The 21905-nt window shown below is 67.4% G+C and carries 20 protein-coding genes and 4 pseudogenes; 16 read left to right on the top strand and 8 right to left on the bottom strand.

The genetic code is table 11. The annotated features are described in order from the left end of the window. The first annotated feature begins 95 nt into the window (after positions 1 to 95). The 3 genes from H5V44_RS16730 to H5V44_RS16720 all read left to right on the top strand — a co-directional run bounded on the left by H5V44_RS16730 (position 96) and on the right by H5V44_RS16720 (position 2753). Positions 96 to 704 (top strand): hypothetical protein, encoded by a 609-nt coding sequence (locus tag H5V44_RS16730; RefSeq protein ID WP_185194279.1) that lies wholly within the window; start codon positions 96 to 98, stop codon positions 702 to 704. A 67-nt stretch (positions 705 to 771) separates the two neighbouring features. After that, positions 772 to 1764, top strand: a complete 993-nt coding sequence (locus H5V44_RS16725; RefSeq protein WP_185194278.1) for a hypothetical protein — start codon at positions 772 to 774, stop codon at positions 1762 to 1764. Between the two features lie 215 nt (positions 1765 to 1979). Next, entirely contained in the window at positions 1980 to 2753 is a 774-nt protein-coding gene (locus tag H5V44_RS16720) for a 23S rRNA (uridine(2552)-2'-O)-methyltransferase (RefSeq protein WP_185194277.1), read from the top strand. 31 nt (positions 2754 to 2784) lie between these two features. Here H5V44_RS16720 and H5V44_RS16715 read toward each other — a convergent pair whose 3' ends face one another. Both H5V44_RS16715 and H5V44_RS16710 read right to left on the bottom strand, forming a co-directional pair. Next, positions 2785 to 3486, bottom strand: coding sequence for a queuosine precursor transporter (locus H5V44_RS16715; RefSeq protein ID WP_185194276.1), 702 nt, complete (start codon positions 3484 to 3486; stop codon positions 2785 to 2787). Then, positions 3479 to 3652 (bottom strand): ribbon-helix-helix domain-containing protein, encoded by a 174-nt coding sequence (locus H5V44_RS16710; protein WP_185194275.1) that lies wholly within the window; start codon positions 3650 to 3652, stop codon positions 3479 to 3481. Before H5V44_RS16710 ends, H5V44_RS16715 begins: the two co-directional genes overlap by 8 nt. 361 nt (positions 3653 to 4013) lie before the next feature. On the opposite strand from H5V44_RS16710, the gene H5V44_RS16705 reads away from it, so the two are divergent. Continuing rightward, positions 4014 to 4274, top strand: coding sequence for a hypothetical protein (locus H5V44_RS16705; RefSeq protein ID WP_185194274.1), 261 nt, complete (start codon positions 4014 to 4016; stop codon positions 4272 to 4274). A gap of 48 nt (positions 4275 to 4322) precedes the next feature. Here H5V44_RS16705 and tatC read toward each other — a convergent pair whose 3' ends face one another. Continuing rightward, entirely contained in the window at positions 4323 to 6560 is a 2238-nt protein-coding gene (tatC, locus tag H5V44_RS16700; RefSeq protein WP_185194273.1) for a twin-arginine translocase subunit TatC, read from the bottom strand. 119 nt (positions 6561 to 6679) lie between these two features. Here tatC and H5V44_RS16695 point away from each other — a divergent pair. After that, positions 6680 to 8176, top strand: a pseudogene (locus tag H5V44_RS16695) (twin-arginine translocase subunit TatC); the annotation flags it as partial. A 494-nt stretch (positions 8177 to 8670) separates the two neighbouring features. Here H5V44_RS16695 and larE read toward each other — a convergent pair. Further along, positions 8671 to 9636 carry an ATP-dependent sacrificial sulfur transferase LarE gene (gene larE, locus H5V44_RS16690; RefSeq protein WP_185194271.1) on the bottom strand — a complete coding sequence of 322 codons (966 nt, stop codon included), beginning with the start codon at positions 9634 to 9636 and terminating at the stop codon, positions 8671 to 8673. A gap of 358 nt (positions 9637 to 9994) precedes the next feature. On the opposite strand from larE, the gene H5V44_RS16685 reads away from it, so the two are divergent. The 4 genes from H5V44_RS16685 to rpiA all read left to right on the top strand — a co-directional run bounded on the left by H5V44_RS16685 (position 9995) and on the right by rpiA (position 14360). Beyond that, positions 9995 to 12022, top strand: a complete 2028-nt coding sequence (locus H5V44_RS16685) for a MutS-related protein (protein WP_185194270.1) — start codon at positions 9995 to 9997, stop codon at positions 12020 to 12022. 55 nt (positions 12023 to 12077) lie between these two features. Continuing rightward, positions 12078 to 12413, top strand: a complete 336-nt coding sequence (locus H5V44_RS16680; RefSeq protein ID WP_185194269.1) for a hypothetical protein — start codon at positions 12078 to 12080, stop codon at positions 12411 to 12413. Positions 12414 to 12487: 74 nt separating this feature from the next. Beyond that, positions 12488 to 13612, top strand: a complete 1125-nt coding sequence (locus H5V44_RS16675; RefSeq protein WP_185194268.1) for an ORC1-type DNA replication protein — start codon at positions 12488 to 12490, stop codon at positions 13610 to 13612. Between the two features lie 61 nt (positions 13613 to 13673). Continuing rightward, positions 13674 to 14360, top strand: a complete 687-nt coding sequence (gene rpiA, locus H5V44_RS16670) for a ribose-5-phosphate isomerase RpiA (protein WP_185194267.1) — start codon at positions 13674 to 13676, stop codon at positions 14358 to 14360. A gap of 83 nt (positions 14361 to 14443) precedes the next feature. Here rpiA and H5V44_RS16665 read toward each other — a convergent pair whose 3' ends face one another. Next, positions 14444 to 14611, bottom strand: coding sequence for a DUF1931 domain-containing protein (locus tag H5V44_RS16665; RefSeq protein ID WP_185194266.1), 168 nt, complete (start codon positions 14609 to 14611; stop codon positions 14444 to 14446). Between the two features lie 258 nt (positions 14612 to 14869). Here H5V44_RS16665 and larB point away from each other — a divergent pair, with 258 nt between their 5' ends. The 3 genes from larB (at position 14870) to H5V44_RS16655 (ending at position 16459) form a co-directional block, all read left to right on the top strand. Next, positions 14870 to 15634, top strand: coding sequence for a nickel pincer cofactor biosynthesis protein LarB (gene larB / locus H5V44_RS16660; protein ID WP_185194265.1), 765 nt, complete (start codon positions 14870 to 14872; stop codon positions 15632 to 15634). Between the two features lie 191 nt (positions 15635 to 15825). Then, positions 15826 to 15975, top strand: a complete 150-nt coding sequence (locus H5V44_RS18285) for a DUF7563 family protein (protein ID WP_449271821.1) — start codon at positions 15826 to 15828, stop codon at positions 15973 to 15975. A 220-nt stretch (positions 15976 to 16195) separates the two neighbouring features. After that, a complete protein-coding gene (locus H5V44_RS16655) occupies positions 16196 to 16459 on the top strand; it encodes a GIY-YIG nuclease family protein (RefSeq protein WP_185194264.1) in 264 nt (87 codons plus the stop codon). 30 nt (positions 16460 to 16489) lie between these two features. On the opposite strand, the gene H5V44_RS16650 is transcribed toward H5V44_RS16655, so the two are convergent. Further along, the gene (locus tag H5V44_RS16650; RefSeq protein ID WP_394354564.1) at positions 16490 to 17107 is read right to left on the bottom strand and encodes an NADPH-dependent FMN reductase; all 618 of its coding nucleotides are present in this window, start codon (positions 17105 to 17107) and stop codon (positions 16490 to 16492) included. A gap of 291 nt (positions 17108 to 17398) precedes the next feature. On the opposite strand from H5V44_RS16650, the gene H5V44_RS16645 reads away from it, so the two are divergent. Continuing rightward, complete coding sequence (locus tag H5V44_RS16645; RefSeq protein ID WP_185194263.1) at positions 17399 to 18772, top strand: phosphoglucomutase/phosphomannomutase family protein; 1374 nt, start codon at positions 17399 to 17401, stop codon at positions 18770 to 18772. On the opposite strand, the gene H5V44_RS16640 is transcribed toward H5V44_RS16645, so the two are convergent. Both H5V44_RS16640 and samp2 read right to left on the bottom strand, forming a co-directional pair. Next, complete coding sequence (locus tag H5V44_RS16640) at positions 18765 to 19244, bottom strand: GNAT family N-acetyltransferase (RefSeq protein ID WP_343067782.1); 480 nt, start codon at positions 19242 to 19244, stop codon at positions 18765 to 18767. The genes H5V44_RS16645 and H5V44_RS16640 overlap by 8 nt on opposite strands. After that, positions 19241 to 19471 (bottom strand): ubiquitin-like small modifier protein SAMP2, encoded by a 231-nt coding sequence (gene samp2 / locus H5V44_RS16635; RefSeq protein ID WP_185194262.1) that lies wholly within the window; start codon positions 19469 to 19471, stop codon positions 19241 to 19243. The genes H5V44_RS16640 and samp2 overlap by 4 nt, the downstream gene beginning before the upstream one ends. A gap of 127 nt (positions 19472 to 19598) precedes the next feature. On the opposite strand from samp2, the pseudogene H5V44_RS17705 reads away from it, so the two are divergent. The 3 pseudogenes from H5V44_RS17705 to H5V44_RS17695 all read left to right on the top strand — a co-directional run. Then, positions 19599 to 19967: pseudogene (locus H5V44_RS17705) on the top strand (AAA family ATPase); the annotation flags it as partial. 3 nt (positions 19968 to 19970) lie between these two features. After that, a pseudogene (locus tag H5V44_RS17700) lies at positions 19971 to 21260 on the top strand (replication factor C small subunit); the annotation flags it as partial. 12 nt (positions 21261 to 21272) lie between these two features. After that, a pseudogene (locus H5V44_RS17695) lies at positions 21273 to 21884 on the top strand (replication factor C small subunit); the annotation flags it as partial. Positions 21885 to 21905: the final 21 nt, after the last annotated feature.

Here is a 21905-nt window from a genome sequence, read left to right as displayed (position 1 = left end):
ATCGGGCTTTCCAGAGTCTGAAAGTCCATAATAGTCCTGAACTGATTGCTTGAGTCCGACGGCAGTTCTATCACAGCCACGCCTCTGGTGAATATATGGAGGACGCCCTGTCGCTTGACGTGTTCACTGAGGCCATCGCTGACGCAGTACCGGCGGTCGACCGCAACACAACTGGGCAGTACGGCGATGGGCTCGGGTCAGAAGACGAGGAACGTCAGGTGGAGTTGCTGCTTGACCATCTCCGCGAGACGGACGACCGCTACGAAGAGGTTAACCGCGAGGTGCCGTATCCTGATAGCAGCGAGAAATGCGATCTTGTTCTGCCGAACGGGATGCCCGTGGAGGCGAAGTTGCTCCGCTACTGGCGGGCGAACGGTGACCCGGAGCCCGCTATGTACGGCCACGTGTTCAGCCCGTTCCACCAGAACACGCTGCTAACGGATGCACGCCGCCTTCATACGTCGGAGTTCAGCGGACGGAGTGGATTGCTCGGACTGTTCTACACACGTGCCGACGACGATCCAGAGACGGTAGAGGCGCTACCGGAGCGGTACACGGCGGGAGAGATCGCCGAGAAGATCGTCCGGGACATCGAGCACTGGTATGACGAAGTTAATGCCAATATATGTATGATCACCGAATTCAACCGCCTCCAGCACTCTATCCATAAAAAAGGTGCAGTCATCTCATGGCTGGTTGAGTGAATGCGTAAGGTCTGCTTCTTAACCCCATCACCAATTTTCTTCAATATAGCGAATAAGGCGCAAATGAATGATCGGAGATATTTTGGGTTCATATCCCAATAATGATATATCTGTTACTGATTCTGTTAGTGATGAAGAATTAGCTGTATTGAAAGCGGTACGCGTTTCGGGAACTGAAAGATCAGTTGAATATAGGCTGAATCACTCAGATCAGATAGACCGTTTCATTGAAAATGACCTTGACCTTGATTCTGAGATAACTAACATCCAAGAAGCACTATCAAATTTAGAATCAAAAGGTTACGTAGAGTATCTAGGCCACGGAGAGTGGGAGATCAGCGATGAGGGGAATGAGTTGCTACAGGAGGGGACAGAGTCCGATATTGATAGCCCAAAAAAAGTGGCTTCGAGATCAATCATACATCCAAGATCGTCACTACTGAATTTAGCAGCGTATTTGCTCATTCTGGCAGTTTCGATATATCAGGCATCACAGTTACTGGTAACGGGTAAACTCTGCCAAGATGTTGGTAGATTCCTGATATTAGCAGTATTAGTGCCGCTGTTGATAACCATTTCAATCACTCATATTTTCCAATATGGGAGCGTATTGACTCGGTTCTTTGTGTCGAATTTCATCAGAATGGAAAATAAATTTGCGAACTTCGACTCTGAGGAGAAGGAAGAAGCATATGAGGAATCTGAATTTGATAAGGCTCAACGAGCAATGGCCAACACCTTCAGGTATTGGGGATTCTTATTTATACCGGCAGCTCTTGTTCTGATTTCTCTGATAGATATGTATGGGAATCTGGCCAACCAGTCTTATGGGTTAATACTTGATGCGACAGGAGGTATCTACCTTGCACTTGAGGTGACAAGGACAGACAAGTTAGGAAGTTCCGGGGTGGATCTTGGATCACAAGATTACGGTGATGAAACCAAGACTGTTACAGATGGTATCTGGGGTGCGCTATTCCTAATATCTGGATTCTCTATTCAACTGCTTAGTCTCCTACCGTGGGGATCGGTCTTCCCAGCGGTTGGAATCTGTGTCTAAGATACTAATTCTGTGTATCTCAAACAACATGATACAGTCGAGAACTACTGAAAACACAATTGTGAGCGGCTGTTCTCGGATAAAGGTCTCGTCTTTATACCTTTCAATCTCATATCCGATGTGCCTTTCCGGGTTGACCACGTCTCAGTTGGTATGAACGCGAATTCGTCGGTAGTTCCTGCGCGGAACATGTCAAGGAATTTGGTGAGGTACGTATGACAGACCGGGATAAGTACTACAACCGGGCCAAACAGGAGGGCTACCGCACCCGCTCGGCGTACAAACTCAAACAGCTCGACGACGCCGCGGGACTGTTCGGCCCCGGCAACACCGTGGTCGACCTCGGTGCGGCGCCCGGCGGATGGCTCCAGGTCGCCGCCGAGGAAGTGGGCGAGGCCGGCACCGTGATCGGCGTCGACTTCCAGCGGATCGACGGTCTCGAAGCCGACATCGTCGAGACCATCCGGGGGGATATGACCGACGAGGAGACCAAAGACCGGCTCCGCGAGCGGGTCGGTGAGGGCGGCGCCGACGTGGTCATCTCGGATATGGCGCCGGACATGACCGGCGAGTACTCCGTCGATCACGCGCGGTCGGTCCACCTCGCCCGACGGGCGCTCGAGGTCGCTCTCGAACTCCTGCCCGCCGGCGGCGACTTCGCGGTCAAGGTGTTCGACGGCCGCGACCTCGACGACCTCCGCGCCGACGTCGACGAGGAGTTCGACTACGTCCGGACGATCCACCCCGAAGCGTCCCGCGATTCGTCCTCGGAGCTGTATCTGGTCGGGAAACACCGGATCACCGCGCCGGTCGCGGAGGGCGAGGAGTTCGACGCCGTCGTCGACGACGTCGGCAGCGAGGGCGACGGGGTGGTGAAGGTCGACGGGTACGCGCTGTTCGTGCCCGGGACCGAGACCGGCGAGTCGGTCCGGATCCGGGTGACCGACGTCAAGCCGAACTTCGGGTTCGCCGAGGTGATCGAGGAGTAACCTCGGGTCCGGCGGAACTGCTCGGCCGGTCTCAGTCGGCGGCCCAGGGGTTGTCCTCGGCCCCGATCCGGGAGCCGCCGAACGCCGCGACCGTCGCGTAGACGAACGGCGTGTCGACCAGGGCGATCAGGAACTTCAGGAGGTACTGGCCGACGATCAAAGAGAGGATCACCCCGACCGGGAACGGGTCGCCGAAGCCGAGCGCCCGCGGGGCGACGTAGAACGCCACCACGACGAAAAGCACCGTATCGATCGCCTGGCTGGTCGCGGTCGAAACGACGTTCCGGAGCCACAGATACGACGGCCCCGTGACCTCGCGGATCCGATGGAAGACGAGTACGTCCCAGTTCTGGCTCACGACGTACGCCACCAGGCTCCCGAGCACGACGTTCGTGCCGGGCGCCAGCACCGACCGGAACTGGTCGGCCGCCCCGGGGTTCGCCGCGGGCGCGAGGATGGTACTCCACACCAAGGCGAGGAGCACGAAGTTCATCGCGAACCCGACGTTGACCATCACCTGCGCCGCCCGCCGGCCGTAGAGTTCGGAGTAGCAGTCGGAGGCGAAGAACGTGAGCGCGTACGCCAGCGCCGCCCCCGGAAGCAGGATGCTCGCGCCGGTCACGGGGAGTTCGGTCGGGAGTCCGAACTGGAGCAGCTTCGACGCCGTCAGTTGCGCCGTCGTCAGCGCGGTCACGAACAGCGCCACGAGCGCGATCCGGCCGGCGTCACTCATCGTCCAGCCGTCCGTGGCGGGCGTCGATGTCGTCTAGGATGTCGAGCGTCTTGCGGATCGACGCGCGGACCGCGTCGCTTCTGTTCACGAACTTCCCGTTCTCGCCGACGTGGTCGTCGAGGTCCGCGAGGAGTTCCTCGGGAATCTCCACGCTGATCTTGGGCATATGTTCCCATACGAATATCAGCTTAATATACGACGCGGGTTGAAGCCGCGGCGTGTGCGCAATCTCGTCGCGTCGAACGGGCGCTTCCGGCGGGAAGTCCGAGTGCTGCCGGCGTCACAGCGTACGGAAACGAAAAACGGGGATGGGGGAAGGGGCAAAGCGGGGTGGCGCTCGCCCCACCGATGGAAGGTCTTCCAGCGAAATAAGCACGCCGCGGTCGTGTGACGGAGCACCACACCAGGGGCGGTCCCCGTGGTGACCACCGAGCACGTCGGCTCCGCGACGACGAAGCCGGCTCCCGTCGCCCCGTGGAAACGCTTTCCGCACAGCCCCGCGCAAGTGCCGTCCGGCACGGGTCGGCTTGCTCGACCCCGACGTCCGGGCGTTCGCGCCGAGGGTCACCGGTCCCGACGGGTCCGTGGGCCACCACTTCGCGGCGGGGACCCGCCCCCCGGAGGTGAGGAGCAGGACCCACGAGGCGCGGCCGGCGCCGAAGACGGATCTCGGGACCGAACTGTTCACCAAACTCGCGGTCGCGATCCCGATGGCCAACGAGTGTACGTACCGCACCGGCGCCTACGCCGAGCAGCCGTCGCCGCGGCTCGGCGGCCTCAGGGAGTGAGGATCCGACCCCGGCGAGGATGGGGGCCCGAGCGGCAGCGACGCGCCGTTACCGCACGTCGGCGCGGGGCGCAGCGAGGTCCCGTCGGCCGCCGAGGGTCACGACGAACAGGAACGCCAGCCCGATGGCGTACGCCGCCATCAGCGGGATCGTCACCAGGAACATCGTGAGCACGTCCGCCGGGGTGAACAGCGCGGCGAACGCCAGGACGCCGACGGTGACCTCCCGCCACCGCCCGCGCATCCGGTCGTAGCTGATCCCGGCGGTGTTCAGGAGGATCATCAGGATCGGGACATCCGCGAGGATCCCGATCCCCGCGGTGGTGAAGAAGATGAGCCAGAAGAAGTTGGTGATGCGGTAGGCGATCACCATATCCGCAACGACGGCGTCGTTGACGAGCCACGAGATGACCGACGGGGCGATGGTGGTGTAGCCGAGCACGAACCCGCCGAGCAGCCCCGCGGTGAGCGCGCCGGTCCACACGAAGACCGCACGGCGGCGGTGGCGGACGAGGCTCCGGTCCCGCAGCGCCGGCCACGCGTAGTACGCCACCAGGGGCAGCGTCACCAAGGCCGCGATGATCGTCGAGAGCTTCACCTCGAACACCAGCGCCTCCATCGGGTGGAGCGCGACCACGTTCAGCACCTCCTCGGGGCGGACCTGGGCGGGCAGTCGCGCCAGGAAGTCCTCGTAGACCCGCTTGATCCCGCCGGTGTAGAGCCACCCGAAGGTCCCCGCGAGCACGATCATAAACAGCCCCACGATCCGGAACGACCGCGACGTGATCGAATCGAGGATGAACCGGAGGTCGGTGTAGTACCCCTCGAAGTCGTCCTCGTCGTCCGCATCGGCCGACGCGGTGCCGTCCCCGGCGTCGGCCCCTTCAGCGTCGTCGGAGAACGCATCGAAGAAGGCGCTGCTCGCGCGTGCGGCCCGGTCGCCGATCCCCCCGGCGGGCGCGTCGTCGGCCGTCGCCGCCGTCGAGGGAGCGTCCGCCGCGGCATCGGTCCCCTCGGCCACCTCGTCGGGTTCGCCGTCCGCGTCGAAGCGGTCGACGATCGCGCGCGCTTTCTCCTTGTTGCCGGCGTCGATGGCGTCGCCGGCGGCGGCCATCGCCTCCGCCTCGTCCAGTTCGGCGAAAACCTCCGGCGGCGCGGCGCGGACCCCCGCGGCGTCGAGGTCGCCGAGGTCGATCGCGGCGGGGTCGCCGACGCCGGCCTTAACGATCGCGAGGTCGTCGAGGTCGTTGTAGACGAAGTAGCCCAGCGCGATCGCCCCGGCCGCGACCGCCGCCAGGAGGACGGAGAGACCGAGGGCGAAGAGCGACGACGGGGCGACGACGACGTAGTCGCTGCCGATCGCGGCGAGGCCCCGGTTGAGGTAGCCGACCCCGCCGCGGACGAAGAACGCGTAGACGGCGAGGCCGCCGACCGCCGCCACTCCGGCGATGACGTTCCAGTGCGCCCGGAGACTCCCGGGGACGTCCATCCGTTCGCTCCCCCGGCGGGCGGTGGTGACGACCTTCGCGAGATAGAGGCTGAGTCCGTAGAGGGTCAACACCGGGATCGCCCACATAATCTGGGTGAACGGGTCGGGCGGCGTGAACAGCGCGCCGGCGGCGAAGACGCCGACGACGGCGTAGCGCCACTTGTCCCGGAAGGTCTCGTAGGGGACGATCTCGGCGTACGAGAGACCGGTCATCGCGAGTGGAAGCTGGCTCGCAAGCCCGAAGGACGCGGTCAGAAGGAAGATGAACTGCGCCCACTTGACGATGGAGTACGTCGGCGTGAAGCCGGCGGCGATGGCGTTGCTCGCGAGGAACGCGAACGTAAAGGGGAAGAAGACGTAGTAACCGTAAGCGACGCCCACGACGAACAGCGTCACCATCCCCGCGAATATCGACACGAGTTGCCAGACCGGGACGGGCGAGGAGGGCCACAGGTCGCGTTCCTTCAGCGCGTCCTGCGAGAAGTAGATGAACGACGGGATGGCGAGTACTACGCCGACCACCAGGCCGATCTTCGCTTGTAACAGGATGACATCGAAGGGGGTCTGGGCGATGATCGAGACCTCGCCGCTGACCTGCGCGGACATCTGCGCGCGGGTGACCCGCTTGAGGAACTCCCAGACGTAGAGCCGGAGCGCGTAGAACGTCCCGAGGAAGCCGACCAGAAAGAGGATGAAGACCTTCTGGAGGTCCTTCTGGGCGGCCCGCAGCATCGCGCCGGCGGTTTCGCGGCCGGCGTCGAGGGTCGCCCGGGTGTCGTCGTCGAGCGCGCTGGACATACGTGATACCAGCCCGCTCGCGGTTATCAATCTTTTCGACCGGGATCGGCGGACGGGGCGGCGCCCCGCCGGGCCGATGCGGAAAGGCATATAAGAACCGGGCGGCGACTCACTGGTGAATGGCCGACGATTCGGAGCGTGCAGACCGGGCGTCCGACGCCGACGCCGGGACGTCCGACGGCGGGGTTTCCGGGGACGGCGAGTCCGGGAGCGACCCCGCAGCCGATACGTCGACCGACACCGGACCGTCGACCGACGCCGAGGAACCGGCGGCGGGGACGCCCGCCGACGGTGAGTCCGCAGCAGTCGACGCCGACGCCGGGGACGCATCGCCCGACGACGGGCCGACCGAAGTCGACGCCGCGGACACCGTCGAGCGCCTGCGGGGCGACGACGGCCCGGACGACGCCGAACGCGCCCCGGACCAGGCAGCGACCGAAAGCGACGCCCCCGGCGACGCCGGCGACGACCACGACGGTGACGAAACCAGGGGCCACGATGCGAGCGACGAACCCTCCACCGACGACCCCGAAGCGGACGATACCGCCACCGACGACGCCTCGGAGCCGTCGGGCGGTGACGACGAGTCGAGCCCCGAGTCCGGCAGAGAGTCCGTCGGCCCTCGGCTCGACGAGGGGCCGGACGAGGACGGGGCGGGCAACGGGACCTCGGATGACGCCGGCGACGACTTCGAGGGGTCGGACGACATCTGGCCCGGCGACGAGGGGACGCCGGCCGACACCGCGTCGATGACCGGCACCGACGGGGGGACGCCGGCGGCCGCGGGCGGTGCTGCGACCGGGACGGGCGCCGACGATCCGCTCGTCGACGACGGCCTCGTCTCGGAGGGCCCCGAGACCGACGAGGAGATGCCGCTGGCCGACCACATCGAGGAGATGATCCACCGGTTGGCGGTCGTGCTCGGGGTCGGAGGTATCATCACGCTGCTTCTGTACCCCGGCGCGGACCTCGCCAACTCCGCGTTCGGGCTCGATCTGGTGAGTTCGACCGAGGTCATCGACTTCCTGTGGAACAAACACGTCCCCGGCGCGCCGGAACTGACCGACCGCCGCCCGCGGGTGTACGGGCCGCTGGAACTGCTTTTGACCGAACTCAAGGTCGCCGCGCTCGGCGGGCTGGTGGTCGGGCTGCCGGTGTTCGTCTACGAGACGTACCTGTTTATGCGCCCCGGGCTCTACCCGAAGGAGCGGCGCTACTACCTCGCGGCGGTCCCGACGAGCATCGTCTTGGCGTTCGTCGGCATCTCCTTTGCGCACTTCATCGTGCTGCCTGCGATCTTCGCGTACTTCACCTCCTACACCACCGGAACCGCAATCGTCGCGTTCGGGCTGAAGGAGACGTTCAACCTCATCCTGATCCTGATGGGGTACAACGCGATCATCTTCCAGATTCCGCTGTTCATTATGCTCGCGATCATGATGAACCTGGTCACCCGGACGTGGCTGGAGGACCGCCGGCTGCTCTTCTGGGGCGCGTTCCTCGGGCTCGCGTTCCTGGTCAGCCCCGATCCCACGGGGATGGCGCCGATCATCATCGGCGCGACGATGATCGCGCTGTTCGAGGGGACGCTGCTCGCGTTACGGTGGACCGCAAGCGGGTCGTTCGTCCTCACCGCCGAGAAGCTGGCGGCCCGCCGCCCGCAGGCCGTCGTGGTCGCAGGGCTGGTCGGCTACCTCCTCAGTTCCCTGCCGGCGCCGGCGGGCTACCACGACCTGTTGCCCTCGGCAGCGACGGCGGCGCTCGCGGCCAACGGCCTCGCCGTGTACACGCCGGTCGTCATCGCGGGGAGTCTCGTGGGCGCGTTCGAGGCCGTCGCGTTCCTCCTGCGCCGCTACGGGCGGTCACAGCGGGCGTTACGGGCCCGTCTCGCAGTCAGCACCGCGCGCCGGCCGGCGTGGCTGGCGGCCGCCGTCGTCGGGTATCTCGGGAGTCCCGATCCGGTCGCCCTCCGGGTGGCCGCCGCCCCGAACCTGCGTCCGACGCTGGCCGTCGGGGTTGCGGTCGGACTGCTGGTCGGGTACGAGGCGCTTCGCCTGCTGCTGGCGTCGCGTGCGGATCGCGGGACCTGACCCGCCGGCCGTCTCCGACGTTACTCCCCGCCGGTCGGGTAGTCGGTCCCGAACACGTCCGCGACGACCGGGTCGTCGCTCCTGTCGACATCGTCGCCGGTGTCGTCCGCATCCGGGCTGACGCTCCCCGTCCGGTAGCCGTGGAGGTCGAGCGTGACGTGGTCGAAGCCCAACTCCGAGAGCCGTTCCCGTACGGCGACCACGAAGTCGCGGTTCAGCGCGGCGTCGAGTTCCGCGGGGTCGATCTCGATCCGGGCGAGTCCGTCGTGGTCGCGCACCCGGAACTGCGAGAACCCCCACTCCCGGAGCACGCGCTCTGCGGCCTCGATCCGCGAAAGCCGCTCGTCGGTGACTTCCAGTCCGGTGGGGATCCGCGAGGAGAGACACGCCATCGACGGCTTGTCGGCGACCGAAAGGCCGTAGTCGTCGGCGATCGCCCGGACCTCGTCCTTCTCGATACCGGCCTCTAAGAGCGGCGACCGCACCGCCAACTCCTCGACGGCCTGCAGCCCCGGACGGTGGCCCTCGCCGGGATCGGAGGCGTTGGTGCCGTCGGCCACTGTGGCGATGCCGAGGTCGTGGGCGGCCTCGTACATCCGGTTGAGTCGCATCGTCCGGCAGTGGTAACACCGGTCCTCGCCGTTCGTGACGAAGTCGGGGTCGTCGAGCTCCGAGAACTCCACGACCTCATGTCGGATCCCGATCTCGTCGGCCACCCGGCGGGCGTCGTCGAGTTCCGCGGCGGGAAGGGTCTCGGATTTGGCCGTACACGCCACCGCGTCGTCGCCGAGCGCGTCGGAGGCGAGGGCGGCGACGACCGAGGAGTCGACGCCGCCGGAGAAGGCGATCAGGACGCCGTCGCAGTCGGCGAGAGAGTCCCGAACCGCCGCGGCCTTGGCCTCGGGCGTGGTCCCCCCGTCGTCGCCCGGGTCGGCCGCGGCGTCCACGTCGCCCGCGTCGGCTCCGGCGTCGGAGTCGGTCTGCATACCTCGACCACTAGCGCGGAGTCGCAAAAGCGCGTTGTCGTGGCATCGGAGACGGGAGAGGATACGAGCGGCTGCGTGGCGGCCTCCTGCGGCGTCGACGGGCTCGCTTGGACGTGCGACGCCGAACGGAGGACCACCGCCGGGCGGGACCGGAAGGGGCCGCCCGCTCGACGAAGACGGGCGATGTAAGCACCACGGGAGCGAACGGAGTGAGCGACGAGGAGCACAGCGAGCCCATCGAGTCGAGCGGGCGGGGGCTTCCGAAGTCGTCGCAGTTCCGATGCTCCTGTTCCCGTCTCGCTCGTCGTCCCGCAAATACCCGTAACGTTTTGTCGGATGCGGAGCCAACGCCGCTCGAATGGAGTTCGAGGCCATCCCGGGCGTCGGCGAGAAGACCGCAGCCGCCCTGTCGGAACTCGACGACGCCGAGCGGGCCCTCACGGAGGGTGACGTCGCCACCCTGGCGCGTGCCCCCGGGCTCTCGGAGGGGCGGGCCGCCGTCGTCGCCCGCGGGGCGATCCGGCGGCGACACGGCGACGAGGGCGGCTTCCTCGCCACCGGCCGCGCCCGGGAGGTCTACGAGGACGTGCTCGGCCTCCTCCGGGCGCGGACCGTCACCGACTACGGGGCCAAACGCGTTGCGACCTTCTACCCCACCCGGTCGGCGTCCCGGATCGACGAGGTCCGCGAGTTCGTCGATCGCGCGACCGACCGCGACCCAGATCCCGCGGTCCGCGAGGCCCTGGCCGGCGTCGAACCCCTCGCGCCGCCACCGACCCGGCGGGTCCGGGATCGGTGTCTCGCCACCGCCGACGCCGAGCGGTTCGCCGCGGCCGAGGAGTCGTTCCCCGAACTCTCGGTCGAGGTCGTCGAGGACACCCGCGATCTCGCCGAGTTGGCGCGGTCGTACGCCACGGTGATCACGCTCGACGAGCGGTTCGCCGGCGTCGACGTCGACGGGGACGTGCGAGTCCGCCCCGACGCCCTGGAGCACCCCGACGAGATCGTCCCCGAACGGGTGCTCGCCTTCTTCGCCGAGAACCGCGAGCGGCTGCTGGCGGCCGCCGACGTCGCCGAGACCGCCGATCTCGACCCCGACTGCGACCTCGAAGCGCTACGGGGCGCGCTCGACCGGGTTGACGACGACGGCACGGTGGTCGGCGACGCGGAACTCGACCGCCTCGCGACTGCGGTCGAGGACCTCGACGCCGCCGTGGGAACGGCGGAGTCGGTCGCCAACGACCGGCTTCGCGACGCGATCCGGGAGCGGGACGTGACCATCGAGGGGACCGACTTCCTCTCCTTGGTCGAGCAGGGCGCCCGCGTCGACTCCCTCCTGGACCGGGAACTCGCCGACGAGTACGCCGACGCGATCGACGCCGCCCGCGAGCACCTGATCGAGGCACTAGCGCTGCAGCCCGAGGAGGCGGGGTTCGCCGAACGGGCGTTCCCCGAGGACCCCGCGTTCCCGGTGGCCCACGAGGAGTCGGTGGTCTCGCGGCTCCGGACCGAGCTCAAGACGGCGAGAGACCGCCGCGCAGCCCGGCTGAAGCGGGAGCTCGCGGCCGACCTCTCGGGGCTGCGCGAGCCCGCGGAGTCGCTGGTTCGCGACGCCTTGGAGGTCGACGTCGAACTCGCGGTCGCGCGGTTTGCCGCCGACTTCGAGTGTACCCTGCCGACGTTCGTGGGCGGGGAGGGGACGGACGAATCCACGCCCGGGTCGGAGGCCGATTCCGACGACCACGACCACGGGATCGCGATCGAGGGTGGCCGCTCGCCACTTCTGGACGTCGCCTTCGAGGACGTCGACCCCGTCGACTACGCGGTGTCGGGGCCGACGTTGCTGTCGGGCGTCAACTCCGGCGGCAAGACCTCGACGCTGGATCTCGTGGCGCTCGTGGTCGTTCTCGCGCAGATGGGCCTGCCCGTCCCCGCCGATCGGGTCGAACTCGAACGCTTCTCGGAACTCCACTACTACGCGAAGACCCAGGGGACCCTCGACGCGGGGGCCTTCGAGAGCACGCTTCGGGACTTCCGGGGGCTGGCCGACGGCGCCGAAAGCCGGCTCGTCCTCGTGGACGAACTGGAGAGCATCACCGAGCCGGGCGCGTCGGCGAAGATCGTCGCCGGGATCCTGGAGGCGCTCGAAGAGCAGGCCGCGACGGCGGTGTTCGTCTCGCATCTGGCCCGGGAGATCCGCGCGGCCGCCGACTTCGACGTCGCGGTCGACGGGATCGAGGCGCTGGGGCTCGAGGACGGCGAACTCGTGGTGAACCGCTCGCCGGTGAAAGACCACCTCGCGCGGTCGACCCCGGAGCTCATCGTCGAGAAACTGGCCGACGGCGACGACTCGGGGTTCTACGACCGGCTGCTCCGGAAGTTCTGACCGGCCGCGGGGCGTCGCCGAGGGTTTTTCGGGCGCTCGGGGCGGACCGGCCCGTATGGTCCCCGCCACCGACGACGAACCGAACCGAACCGCGACCGGCGACCCCCCGTCCGACGGCCGGGTTCGGGGCGTCGCCGACGGCCGCTCGGACGCCGACACCTACGACCTCGTCTACCGCGCGACCCGCGACGCGCTCTGGGACGTGCTCGGGACGGCGACGCTGATCCTGTTTTACCTGGCGCTGGCTGCGATCGGGCTCTCGATCGCGGTGGGGGGAATTGGCCCGTTCCTCCGCGGGTCGGGGTCGGTCACCGCGCTTGCAGTCGGCGTCCTCGCGCTCGTTGCTGGCGTCTTCGCCGCCGTCCGGGTGTACCGCCTGGTCACGGAGTGATCGGACGGCACCACGATGTCCCCGCGTCGTCGGCTGGGGAACGGTTAAGTAGATTCCTCGCCGTCGTCCACCTGATGACCGAGGACCCCGACGAGGGGATGCTGTCGTGGGACGAGTCGGTGTTCCGCGACGAGCACGTCTTCGAGATCGACTACGTGCCCGAGACGTTCAGGCACCGCGAGACCCAACTCGAGAGCCTGAAGTACGCGCTCCGGCCCGCCGTCCGCGGGTCGCGGCCGCTCAACACGATGGTCCGGGGGCCCCCCGGGACCGGGAAGACCACCGCGGTCCAGAAGCTCTTCGGCGAACTCGGTGCCCGGACCGACGTCCGGACCGTCCGGGTCAACTGCCAGGTCGACTCGACGCGGTACGCCGTCTTCTCCCGGGTCTTCGAGCACATCTTCGAGTACGAGCCGCCGGCTTCCGGGATCTCCTTCAAGAAGCTGTTCGGCCAGATCACCGACCAGCTCGTCGAGGACGACGAGGTGCTCGCAGTCGCGCTCGACGACGTGAACTACCTCTTCTACGAGAACGAGGCCTCAGACACCCTCTACTCGCTGCTCCGCGCCCACGAGGCCCACTCCGGCGCCCGGATCGGGGTCGTCGTCGTCTCCTCGGACCTCTCGCTCGACGTCATCGAGGAACTCGACAGCCGGGTCCAGAGCGTCTTCCGACCCGAGGAGGTGTACTTCCCGGTGTACGACGTCGACGAGATCGTCGACATCCTCCGGGAGCGCGTCGACCGGGGCTTCCACGACGGGGTCGTCGGCGCGCCGGAACTCGACCGCGTCGCCGAACTCACCGCCGAGAGCGGCGACATCCGGGTCGGGATCGACCTGCTTCGGCGCGCCGGGCTCCACGCGGAGATGCGCGCGAGTCGAACCGTCGAGATCGAGGACGTCGAGGCGGCCTACGAGAAGTCCAAGTACGTCCACCTCTCGCGGAGCCTCCGCGGGCTCTCCGACCGCGAGCGCGAACTCGTCGAAGTCATCGCCGACCACGACGGCGACCGGGCCGGCGAGGTCTACGAGGCCTTCCACGAGGAGACCGGGCTCGGGTACACCCGCTACTCCGAGATCGTCAACAAACTCGACCAGCTCGGGGTCGTCGACGCCGCCTACGCCGACGTGGAGGGTCGCGGTCGGTCGCGGTCGCTGTCTTTGTCGTACGACGCCGACGCCGTGCTCGAACGGCTGTGAGCAGGCCAACCGACCCGCGGCCGGCGGAAGCTTTGTCACGCCGCTGGCCGACACCACCGGTATGAAGACGACGGGCGGCACCGACGACCAGAAGCGGCGGGCTGGCGAACGCGCCGCCGAACTCGTCGCCGACGGCGACGTCGTCGGCCTCGGGTCGGGCAGCACCGCGGCGTACGCCATCCGCGCGATCGGCCGGGCGACCGCCGACGGACTCACCGTACGGGGAATCCCCACATCGTTCGATTCCCGACGGCTCGCACGCGAAAGCGGGATCCCGATCTGTTCGCTCGGCGAAGTCGACGGCGTCGACGTCGCGATCGACGGCGCCGACCGGATCGACGCCGATCACCACCTCATCAAGGGCGGCGGCGCGGCCCACGCCCGCGAAAAGGTCGTCGACGCGGCGGCCGACCGGTTCGTCGTCGTTGCCGACCCCTCGAAAACCGTCGAGACGCTGTCCCATCCCGTTCCGGTCGAGGTGCTCCCCGAGGCGTACGCCGCGGTCGAACGGGACGTCGAGGACCTCGGCGGCGGCGCGACCCTTCGCCGGGGGGAGGCCAAGGACGGGCCGGTGGTCACCGACAACGGGAACTTGGTTCTGGACTGTGCGTTCGGCCGGATCGACGATCCACGGGGCCTCGCACGGAGACTGTCGGGCGTTCCCGGCGTGGTCGAACACGGGCTGTTCGTGGACCTCGCGGACACGGTCTACGTCGGGACCGACGACGGGGTCGAGCGGCTGGAGTGACCGGGACGGCCCCGTCGTTGCCACTGTCGACGACATCACTCGCCGTACGGGCGGAAAAAATCGGGGTCGGGCTGAGCGCCGAGTTACAGGTCGCGGGGCTGCACCGTCTTTCGGTCGTTCGCTTCGGCGCGACGGGCAGCGTCTTCGAGCAGTTCGGTGACCTCGTCGTCGAGGGCACCGTAGAAGTCGGACGAAACATTCTTGTCGTCGAGCGCTTCCTTGACCGCCGCTTTGACAATAAGGTCTGCCATACGCGTCGTTCTACACCGGCACTATATAAAAAGATTTTCCAAAACGCCGGCGTCCCCGCCCGTGCTCGTCGTCTGTCGGGTTTGCCAGTGGAATGATTTATATACCCGGGCGCGAGAAGGGGGAAACTCGGTCACGCGGAGCTGCAACGGCGGCTCACCCGTTCGTGACGCCCGATCCAGCCGACGAACGGGGCGACGCCTCGGCGGTCGCCGCCCGTCGAGCGTCAGGTACGTATCGCTGCGTCGCCGAGGGAAGGTATGCGGGAGTTACTCGAAGCGGTCGCTGCCGGGGAGCTCTCCCCGGCGGAAGCCGAATCGCGGCTCCGGGGCTACGCCACCACCGGCGCCGGCCGGTTCGACGCCGGCCGGGAGAAGCGACGCGGCGTACCGGAGGCGATCCTCGCGGCGGGAAAATCGCCGTCGGAGGTGTCCGCCCTCACGCGCACCGCGCTGGAGACTGCGGGCCACGCGCTCGTCACGCGCGTCTCCGAGGCGGATGTCGCCGCCGTCGCCGAAGAAGTCGATGGGGAGGTGACCGTGGACCACGACGAGCGCGGGCGGACGCTCGTGGCGCAGCGACCGAACTACGAGCCGCCGACATTGGACGCCGATGTCGCAATCGTCACCGGCGGAACCGCCGACGCCGCCGCCGCAAACGAGGCCGACGCGGTCCTCGAAGTGATGGGCGTCGACGCCGAGCGGGTCGAGGATGTCGGGGTCGCACATCTCGGCCGGGTGCTGGATCAAGTAGAACGGTTACGCGCCGCCGACGTCCTGATCGTCGCCGCGGGGCGCGAGGGGGCGCTCCCGACGGTCGTGGCCGGCCTGGTCGACACGCCGGTGATCGGCGTGCCGGTGTCGTCGGGCTACGGCCACGGCGGGGACGGGACCGCGGCCCTGGCCGGGATGCTCCAGTCGTGTACGGTGATGTCCGTCGTCAACGTCGACGCGGGGTTCGTCGCCGGCGCGCAGGCGGGACTCGTCGCCCGGGCGGTCAGCAACGCACGCGGGCAGTCGGAGTGATCGGAGGCCCCGCTGACCGGAGGCCGGTCGGACGTGAGAACGCCGCGCCTCGAAGCGGGAAAGCACAAGAACGGTCAGTTATCCGGGGTCAATTCTGTACGATCCGCTGGTTCGCGCGCGTGCGCGGGAAGGCCTTAGTACACCCCGCTCGTATGAAGTGTACCGGCAACAGGTGGCTGCCGGACACACGCATGCCAAGTTGTGACCACTGCGGGTCACACGTCTCCGACCGTTTCGCGCGCGTGTTCGCCGACAAGAACGGGCGACTCCTCGCCTGTCCAAACTGTTCGGCGAACGCGGGCATCGCGGAGGTCGCACGGCGGCGGACCCGCACAGCGTGACCACTGAAGCGGATCCAGACCACCACGCGAAGCCGTTCTCCACAGTCGGCCGGGCGGGATCGGCCGCCCGGCCGCCGTGGCGACACCGACCCACCAGCCGGGGGCTCGGAGCCGGCGCGGCGACTCACCGGCGTCCGAACCGGAACGAATACCCGCCGGTCGACGTACGTGTTACCGTGGCGGATACTGTCCGATCAACGGCGCGGAGGAGTCAGTAACGATGGCTTCGGCCGACTCCGACGAGCACTACGTCTACGTGCTGGAGTGCGCCGACGGCTCGCTGTACACCGGCTACACGACGGACGTCGAACGGCGCGTCGCGGAGCACAACGCCGGCGAGGGCGCGAAGTACACCCGCGGTCGGACGCCGGTCGAGGTGGTCCACGTGGAGGCGTTCGACACCAGGTCGGCGGCGACGTCCCGGGAGTACGGAATCAAGCAGCTGTCGCGCGCTGCAAAGGAGCGGCTGATCGGCAGGGAGTGAGGACCGACGGCGACGACGCCCGAACGGGGTTCAGGCCTCGGGGTGAAGCCGCCGCGCCTCGGCGACGACAGCCTCACCCAGCGCTTCGAGCCGTCGCCGCGTGTCCGGGTCGGTGAGGGTCTCCCCATTAAACCTTCCCGACGACCCCCGTAGCCCGACCTGTTCGGGAACTATGTGGCCGTGGACGCCCCGGACCGTACTCCGGAGGTGTTCGAGCGTCGCACCGTGGGAGCCGCCCCCCGCGGTCGCAACGAGGCCGACGGCGGTGTCCTCGTACTCCGTCGTCGGGCGGTAGTCGTGGAAGTTACGGAACGTCGAGGAGTACGAGCCGTGGTAGACCGGCGACCCCACGACGATGGCCTCGGCCTCCCGAACCCGGCACAGCAGCCGCCCGGAGTCGCCCTGGTCGTCGACGTCGGGGAGGGACAGCGGCGGATCGACCCGCGCGAGGTCGAGCAGGTCGGTCTCGACGCCCTCGTCACGGGCCGCCGGGAGTACGGCTTCGGGGTGGAGCCGTCCTCGCGTCGGCTCTCCGAGACCGCAACGACAGTGATCAGTACTCCGTCCCCGTCGCGGACGGCGAAGAACACGGCGACGACGGCTGGTTTCGTCCAGCCTCGCGTCCGAACGATGGCGAGCAGTCGGCACACTCCGCACCCGCGTCGACGTGCCGAACAATCGCAGCCCGACGCGGGGCGACTCTCAGATCACGGGGATGCTGGCCCCGGCATCGAACATAAACCTACGGCGTCCGGAGCCGGCACTGTTCAGTTGGGAGCGAGGTCGGGACGAGCGAGGGCAAGAGGATCCCGGAAGGCCCGCCCGAGAGCGGTCTTCGGGTCGGTCGATGCGTAATAAACACGACCCTGGGGCCCGGTATCGTGCCCGTACACACCGGGGCTGCCGCACCTTTTTTATCGGCGCCGGCAAGGTGTCGGTATGGACGTGATCTCCTTCGGCACGGACGGGTGGCGCGCGACCCTGGACACCTTCACCGACCGGCGGGTGCGGATCGTCGGGCAGGCGGTCGCGGACTACCTGGCGAGCGAGGGGCACACCGACCCCGTAATCGTCGGCTACGACGCCAGGGAGACCTCCGAGGGGTTCGCGGAGTCGCTCGCGGACGTGCTGGCGGGCAACGGGTTCGACGTTCTCCTCCCCGAGCGGGACTGCCCGACCCCGCTGGTCGCCTACGCCGTGGTCGACCGGGGGCTCTCGGGCGCGCTGATGGTGACGGCCTCCCACAACCCGCCGGAGTACAACGGCGTGAAGTTCATCCCTGCGGACGGCGCGCCGGCGCTTCCAGCCGTTACCGACGCGATCGCGGCGCGGGTGGCCGAACCGGACCTCCTCCCTGAGACCGAACACGGCGCGGTCGAGACGGTCGACGTGGTAACGCCGCACGCCGAGCGGGCCCGGGAGTTGGTCGACGCCGACCTCGCCGGCGTGACCGTCGTCCACGACGCGATGCACGGCTCGGGTCGGGGCGTCGTCGACGAACTCCTCCGGTCGGCGGGCGCGGAGGTGGTGAGCATCCGCAACGACCGCGACCCGGAGTTCGGCGGCACGCCGCCGGAGCCCAGCGTCGAGAACCTCGACCCGCTCGTCGACGCGGTCGAGGCCCACGACGCGGATCTGGGCGTCGCAAACGACGGCGACGCCGACCGCGTCGCGTTCGTCACGCCCGGCCGCGGGAAACTCGACGAGAACCTGTTCTTCGCCGCGGCGTACGACTACCTGCTGGAGTCGGATGTGGGGCCGGCGGTCCGGACCGTCTCGACGACGTTCCTGATCGACCGGATCGCGGAGGCCCACGGCCAGGAAGCCGTCGAGACCGCGGTCGGGTTCAAGTGGGTCGCGGATGCGATGGCCGAGTACGACGCCCTGATGGGCGGCGAGGAGTCCGGCGGGTTCTCGATCCGCGACCACGTCCGCGAGAAGGACGGCGTCCTGATGGGGTTGCTCGGCGCGGCCGTGACCGCCGCGGAGCCGATCGACGCCCGCGTCGACCGCCTCATCGACGAGCACGGCGACATCGTCGCCGACAAGATCAGCGTCGACTGCCCCGACAGCGAGAAGGAACGCGTCATCGACGACCTCGAAGCGACGCTCCCCGAGACGGTCGCCGGGCGGGCGATTGCCGACGTGGTGACCCTCGACGGGTTCAAACTCCTACTCGAAGACGGGTCGTGGCTCCTCGTTCGGCCGTCCGGGACCGAACCGAAGATGCGCGTCTACGCCGAGGCGGGGAGCCGCGGTCGGGTCGACGAACTGCTCGCGGCGGGCCGGGACCTGGTCGCGCCGCTCACCTGAGGATCCCGCGGAGGCGGTCGGCCGCTGCGTTACCGCCCGCATTGACGTCGTCTGCCGTGGAGTCACCGTCCACCGCCTCGGTCTCGAATCCCAGCGACTCGTAGAACGGCCGGACGTCCTCGCGGAACCGGGCGACGAGCGGGCCGTCCGTCCGCGTCGCGGCCGCCGCGACCAGCGCGGCCCCGATCCCCCGTCCACGACGCGACCGGTGGACGGCGATCTGCTCGATCTCGACGGGGCCGGCACCCGACCGCCGGAGGACGCAGGCGCCGACCACGCGGTCGTCGCTCGCCTCGGCTCCAGCGGCCCGCCGCTCCTCGCGGTTGTGTCCGCGAACGACCGCAACGAGCGCGTCGCCCTCGCGGACCCGGTCCCGCACCCGCTCGCGGTCGAACGAAAGCATCGCGGCGTCCAGCAGGCGGCCCACGCTCCCGGCGTCGGCCGCGGTCGTTCCGCGGACGGCGTGAGTCACGGGGGGCTGTCGGGGTCGACGCCCGACGACCCTCCCTTGATCAGCCGGAGGACCCGCACCCGGTCGGCGTCGACGGGCTGATCCGCCGGCACGGGGGCGCCGTCGACGAGCACGGACACCTCGTGGGGGGAGTAGCCGACCGATCGGGCGAGGTCGGCGTAGGTCGCCTCGGCCCCGATGTCGACCTCGCGGGTGTCCTCGCCGACGACCTCGACGGTCACGCGCATACCCTCGAATGGACGCTGCCGGGGTTTCCCGGTTTCGCTCGGCGGTCGGCGGCCGTCCACGGCGCCCGGCGGGGCCCGCCGGACGCAACGCGGGTGGTTTATGACCCGCCGGGCCCCTCCCTCCCGTATGAGCGAGGCCGACGCGCCGGCGGACGCCGCGGCGGGGCGGGAGATCTGGATCGAGAAGTACCGCCCGGAGCGCTTCGACGACATCCACGGGCAGGAGGACATCGTCGACAGACTCCGGTCGTACGTCGAACAGGACGACCTTCCCCACCTGCTGTTTTCAGGCCCAGCCGGCGTGGGAAAAACTACCGCATCGACAGCGATCGCCAGAGCGATCTACGGCGACGACTGGCAGGAGAACTTCCTCGAACTCAACGCCTCCGACGAGCGCGGGATCGACGTGGTCCGCGACCGGATCAAGAACTTCGCGCGGTCGTCGTTCGGCGGGTACGACCACCGGGTGATATTCCTCGACGAGGCGGACTCGTTGTGTGTGCCTCCCGGAACCGAGGTTGTCACGGGGTATCCGTCGTCACCGGAGGTGAAGCCGATAGAGGAGGTCTCCGAGGATGGAGAGCCGATGCCCTCGGTCGACTTCGAGACGAACGAGATTCAGTCCGACAAGGGGAAGCTTGTTGACTCCGGCACCGCCGACTTCTTTGAGGTCAAGTTGGCTGACGGCCGGACGGTTACTGCGAGTCTCACGCATCCGTTCTTCGTTGTGGGCGAGGACGGCACGCTCGTCGAAACCGAGCTCCGGGAGCTGTCGCCCGGCGACGAGATCGCGGAGTTCAAAAACGATATCGGGGTATCGCAGTGTGAGGTCTGCGGCGACTGGACCGCGGGTCGGTTCTGTTCACTCGACTGTAAGAACGAAGGGCACAGTCGCGAGATGCAGGGTGAGAAGAACCCGATGCACGGTACGGAGTGGTCAGACGAACGACGCGAGAAGATCGTCAAAAAACTCTCCGACGGGCGGTTCGTAGGCGAGAACAATCCCAACTACGGAGGCGACTTCCACGGAACTAACCTCTGGGAGATGGACGAGGAGACGGTCGAGCGGTTCCGTGAGGAACTCAGCGAGATGCGAGCCGGGACATCGTGGGAAGAGTGGGTCGTCGATGCCGATGCCGACGCAGTCAAGGAGTGGATCGGAGATTCAGTGTCCGAATGGTGGGACAACCTCGACCCCGAAGCGAAATCGGAACTCATCGAAAAATGGGTCGAGAGTCGCGATTATCCGGTCCGTGATATCACCGGCGACAACAATCCGATGCGTGATCCCGAAGTCGCACAGAAGGTGTCGGAGGCGCTACAAGGACACGAACCGACCGGAGGGAACATCAGGCACAGTGAAGAACTCGGGCATCTCGTCTGTTCCGACTGGGAGTACGAAGTCGCAAAGGCGCTACAGGACGCCGGGGTGGAGTACGAATACGAGCCGGAGTTCGAGCTGTCGGATTCGGTGTTTCACCCTGACTTCCTGATCGGCAATACGGTAGTCGAGGTCAAAGGGGTAGCCGAACTGTGGGGGCAGACGGAGAAGGTCGAGGAGTTCCTCGACACATACGGCGACGGATACACGTTCGTCGTCGTCGGCGACGGCGAACTGCCACACCACGAGCATTACGAGCGGGAGGAGTTCGATGCTGCCGCCGTTTCTGATGGCGGCCGGAAAGCAGTCGAAACGGTAGCGATCGACCGTATCGACTACAGCCACCGTGGAAAGGCGTACAACATCTCGATGCGGGACACGCCGAACTTCATGCTCGCCAACGGGGTCCTAACGCACAACACCGACGACGCCCAGTCAGCCCTCCGGCGCACGATGGAGCAGTTCGCCGACAACACCCGCTTTATCCTGTCGTGTAACTACTCCTCGAAGATCATCGACCCGATCCAGTCGCGGTGTGCGGTGTTCCGGTTCTCGCCGCTCGGCGACGACGCGATCCGCGCGCAGATCGTCGAGATCGCCGACGCAGAGGGGATCGAGGTGACCGAGGACGGCCTCGATGCGCTGGTCTACGCCGCAAGCGGGGATATGCGCCGCGCGATCAACGCCCTGCAGGCGGCGGCGACGACCGGGGAGGTCGTCGACGAGGAGGCGGTCTATCTGATCACCTCCACCGCCCGCCCCGAGCAGATCGAGGAGATGGTCGAGGCCGCGATCGACGGCGACTTCGCGGCCGCGCGGTCGCAGTTGGAGACCCTGCTCGTCGACGCCGGGATGGCCGGCGGCGACATCATCGACCAACTCCACCGGTCGGCGTGGGACTTCGACCTCGACGACCGGACCACGATCCGGCTGATGGAGCGGATCGGCGAGGCCGACTACCGGATCACCGCGGGCGCCAACGAGCGGGTCCAACTGGAGGCGCTTTTGGCGTCGCTGGCGGCCGGAGAGTAGGGTCGATCGCCCGGCGGCCGC

Origin of the sequence: Halobellus ruber (assembly GCF_014212355.1) — an archaeon.
Taxonomy (GTDB): Archaea; Halobacteriota; Halobacteria; order Halobacteriales; family Haloferacaceae; genus Haloquadratum; species Haloquadratum rubrum.
This window is presented reverse-complemented; position numbering and strand designations above follow the sequence as displayed.

Excerpts from the sequence above, each read along its gene's own strand:
- larB (WP_185194265.1), top strand. The coding sequence starts at position 14,870 with ATGCGGGAGTTACTCGAAGCGGTCGCTGCCGGGGAGCTCTCCCCGGCG.
- H5V44_RS16675 (WP_185194268.1), top strand. The coding sequence starts at position 12,488 with ATGACCGAGGACCCCGACGAGGGGATGCTGTCGTGGGACGAGTCGGTG.
- H5V44_RS16680 (WP_185194269.1), top strand. The coding sequence starts at position 12,078 with ATGGTCCCCGCCACCGACGACGAACCGAACCGAACCGCGACCGGCGAC.
- H5V44_RS16665 (WP_185194266.1), bottom strand. The coding sequence starts at position 14,611 with ATGGCAGACCTTATTGTCAAAGCGGCGGTCAAGGAAGCGCTCGACGAC.
- H5V44_RS16725 (WP_185194278.1), top strand. The coding sequence starts at position 772 with ATGATCGGAGATATTTTGGGTTCATATCCCAATAATGATATATCTGTT.
- rpiA (WP_185194267.1), top strand. The coding sequence starts at position 13,674 with ATGAAGACGACGGGCGGCACCGACGACCAGAAGCGGCGGGCTGGCGAA.
- H5V44_RS16655 (WP_185194264.1), top strand. The coding sequence starts at position 16,196 with ATGGCTTCGGCCGACTCCGACGAGCACTACGTCTACGTGCTGGAGTGC.
- larE (WP_185194271.1), bottom strand. The coding sequence starts at position 9,636 with ATGCAGACCGACTCCGACGCCGGAGCCGACGCGGGCGACGTGGACGCC.
- H5V44_RS16730 (WP_185194279.1), top strand. The coding sequence starts at position 96 with ATGGAGGACGCCCTGTCGCTTGACGTGTTCACTGAGGCCATCGCTGAC.
- H5V44_RS16685 (WP_185194270.1), top strand. The coding sequence starts at position 9,995 with ATGGAGTTCGAGGCCATCCCGGGCGTCGGCGAGAAGACCGCAGCCGCC.
- H5V44_RS16720 (WP_185194277.1), top strand. The coding sequence starts at position 1,980 with ATGACAGACCGGGATAAGTACTACAACCGGGCCAAACAGGAGGGCTAC.
- H5V44_RS16645 (WP_185194263.1), top strand. The coding sequence starts at position 17,399 with ATGGACGTGATCTCCTTCGGCACGGACGGGTGGCGCGCGACCCTGGAC.
- H5V44_RS16715 (WP_185194276.1), bottom strand. The coding sequence starts at position 3,486 with ATGAGTGACGCCGGCCGGATCGCGCTCGTGGCGCTGTTCGTGACCGCG.
- samp2 (WP_185194262.1), bottom strand. The coding sequence starts at position 19,471 with ATGCGCGTGACCGTCGAGGTCGTCGGCGAGGACACCCGCGAGGTCGAC.
- tatC (WP_185194273.1), bottom strand. The coding sequence starts at position 6,560 with ATGTCCAGCGCGCTCGACGACGACACCCGGGCGACCCTCGACGCCGGC.
- H5V44_RS18285 (WP_449271821.1), top strand. The coding sequence starts at position 15,826 with ATGCCAAGTTGTGACCACTGCGGGTCACACGTCTCCGACCGTTTCGCG.
- H5V44_RS16710 (WP_185194275.1), bottom strand. The coding sequence starts at position 3,652 with ATGCCCAAGATCAGCGTGGAGATTCCCGAGGAACTCCTCGCGGACCTC.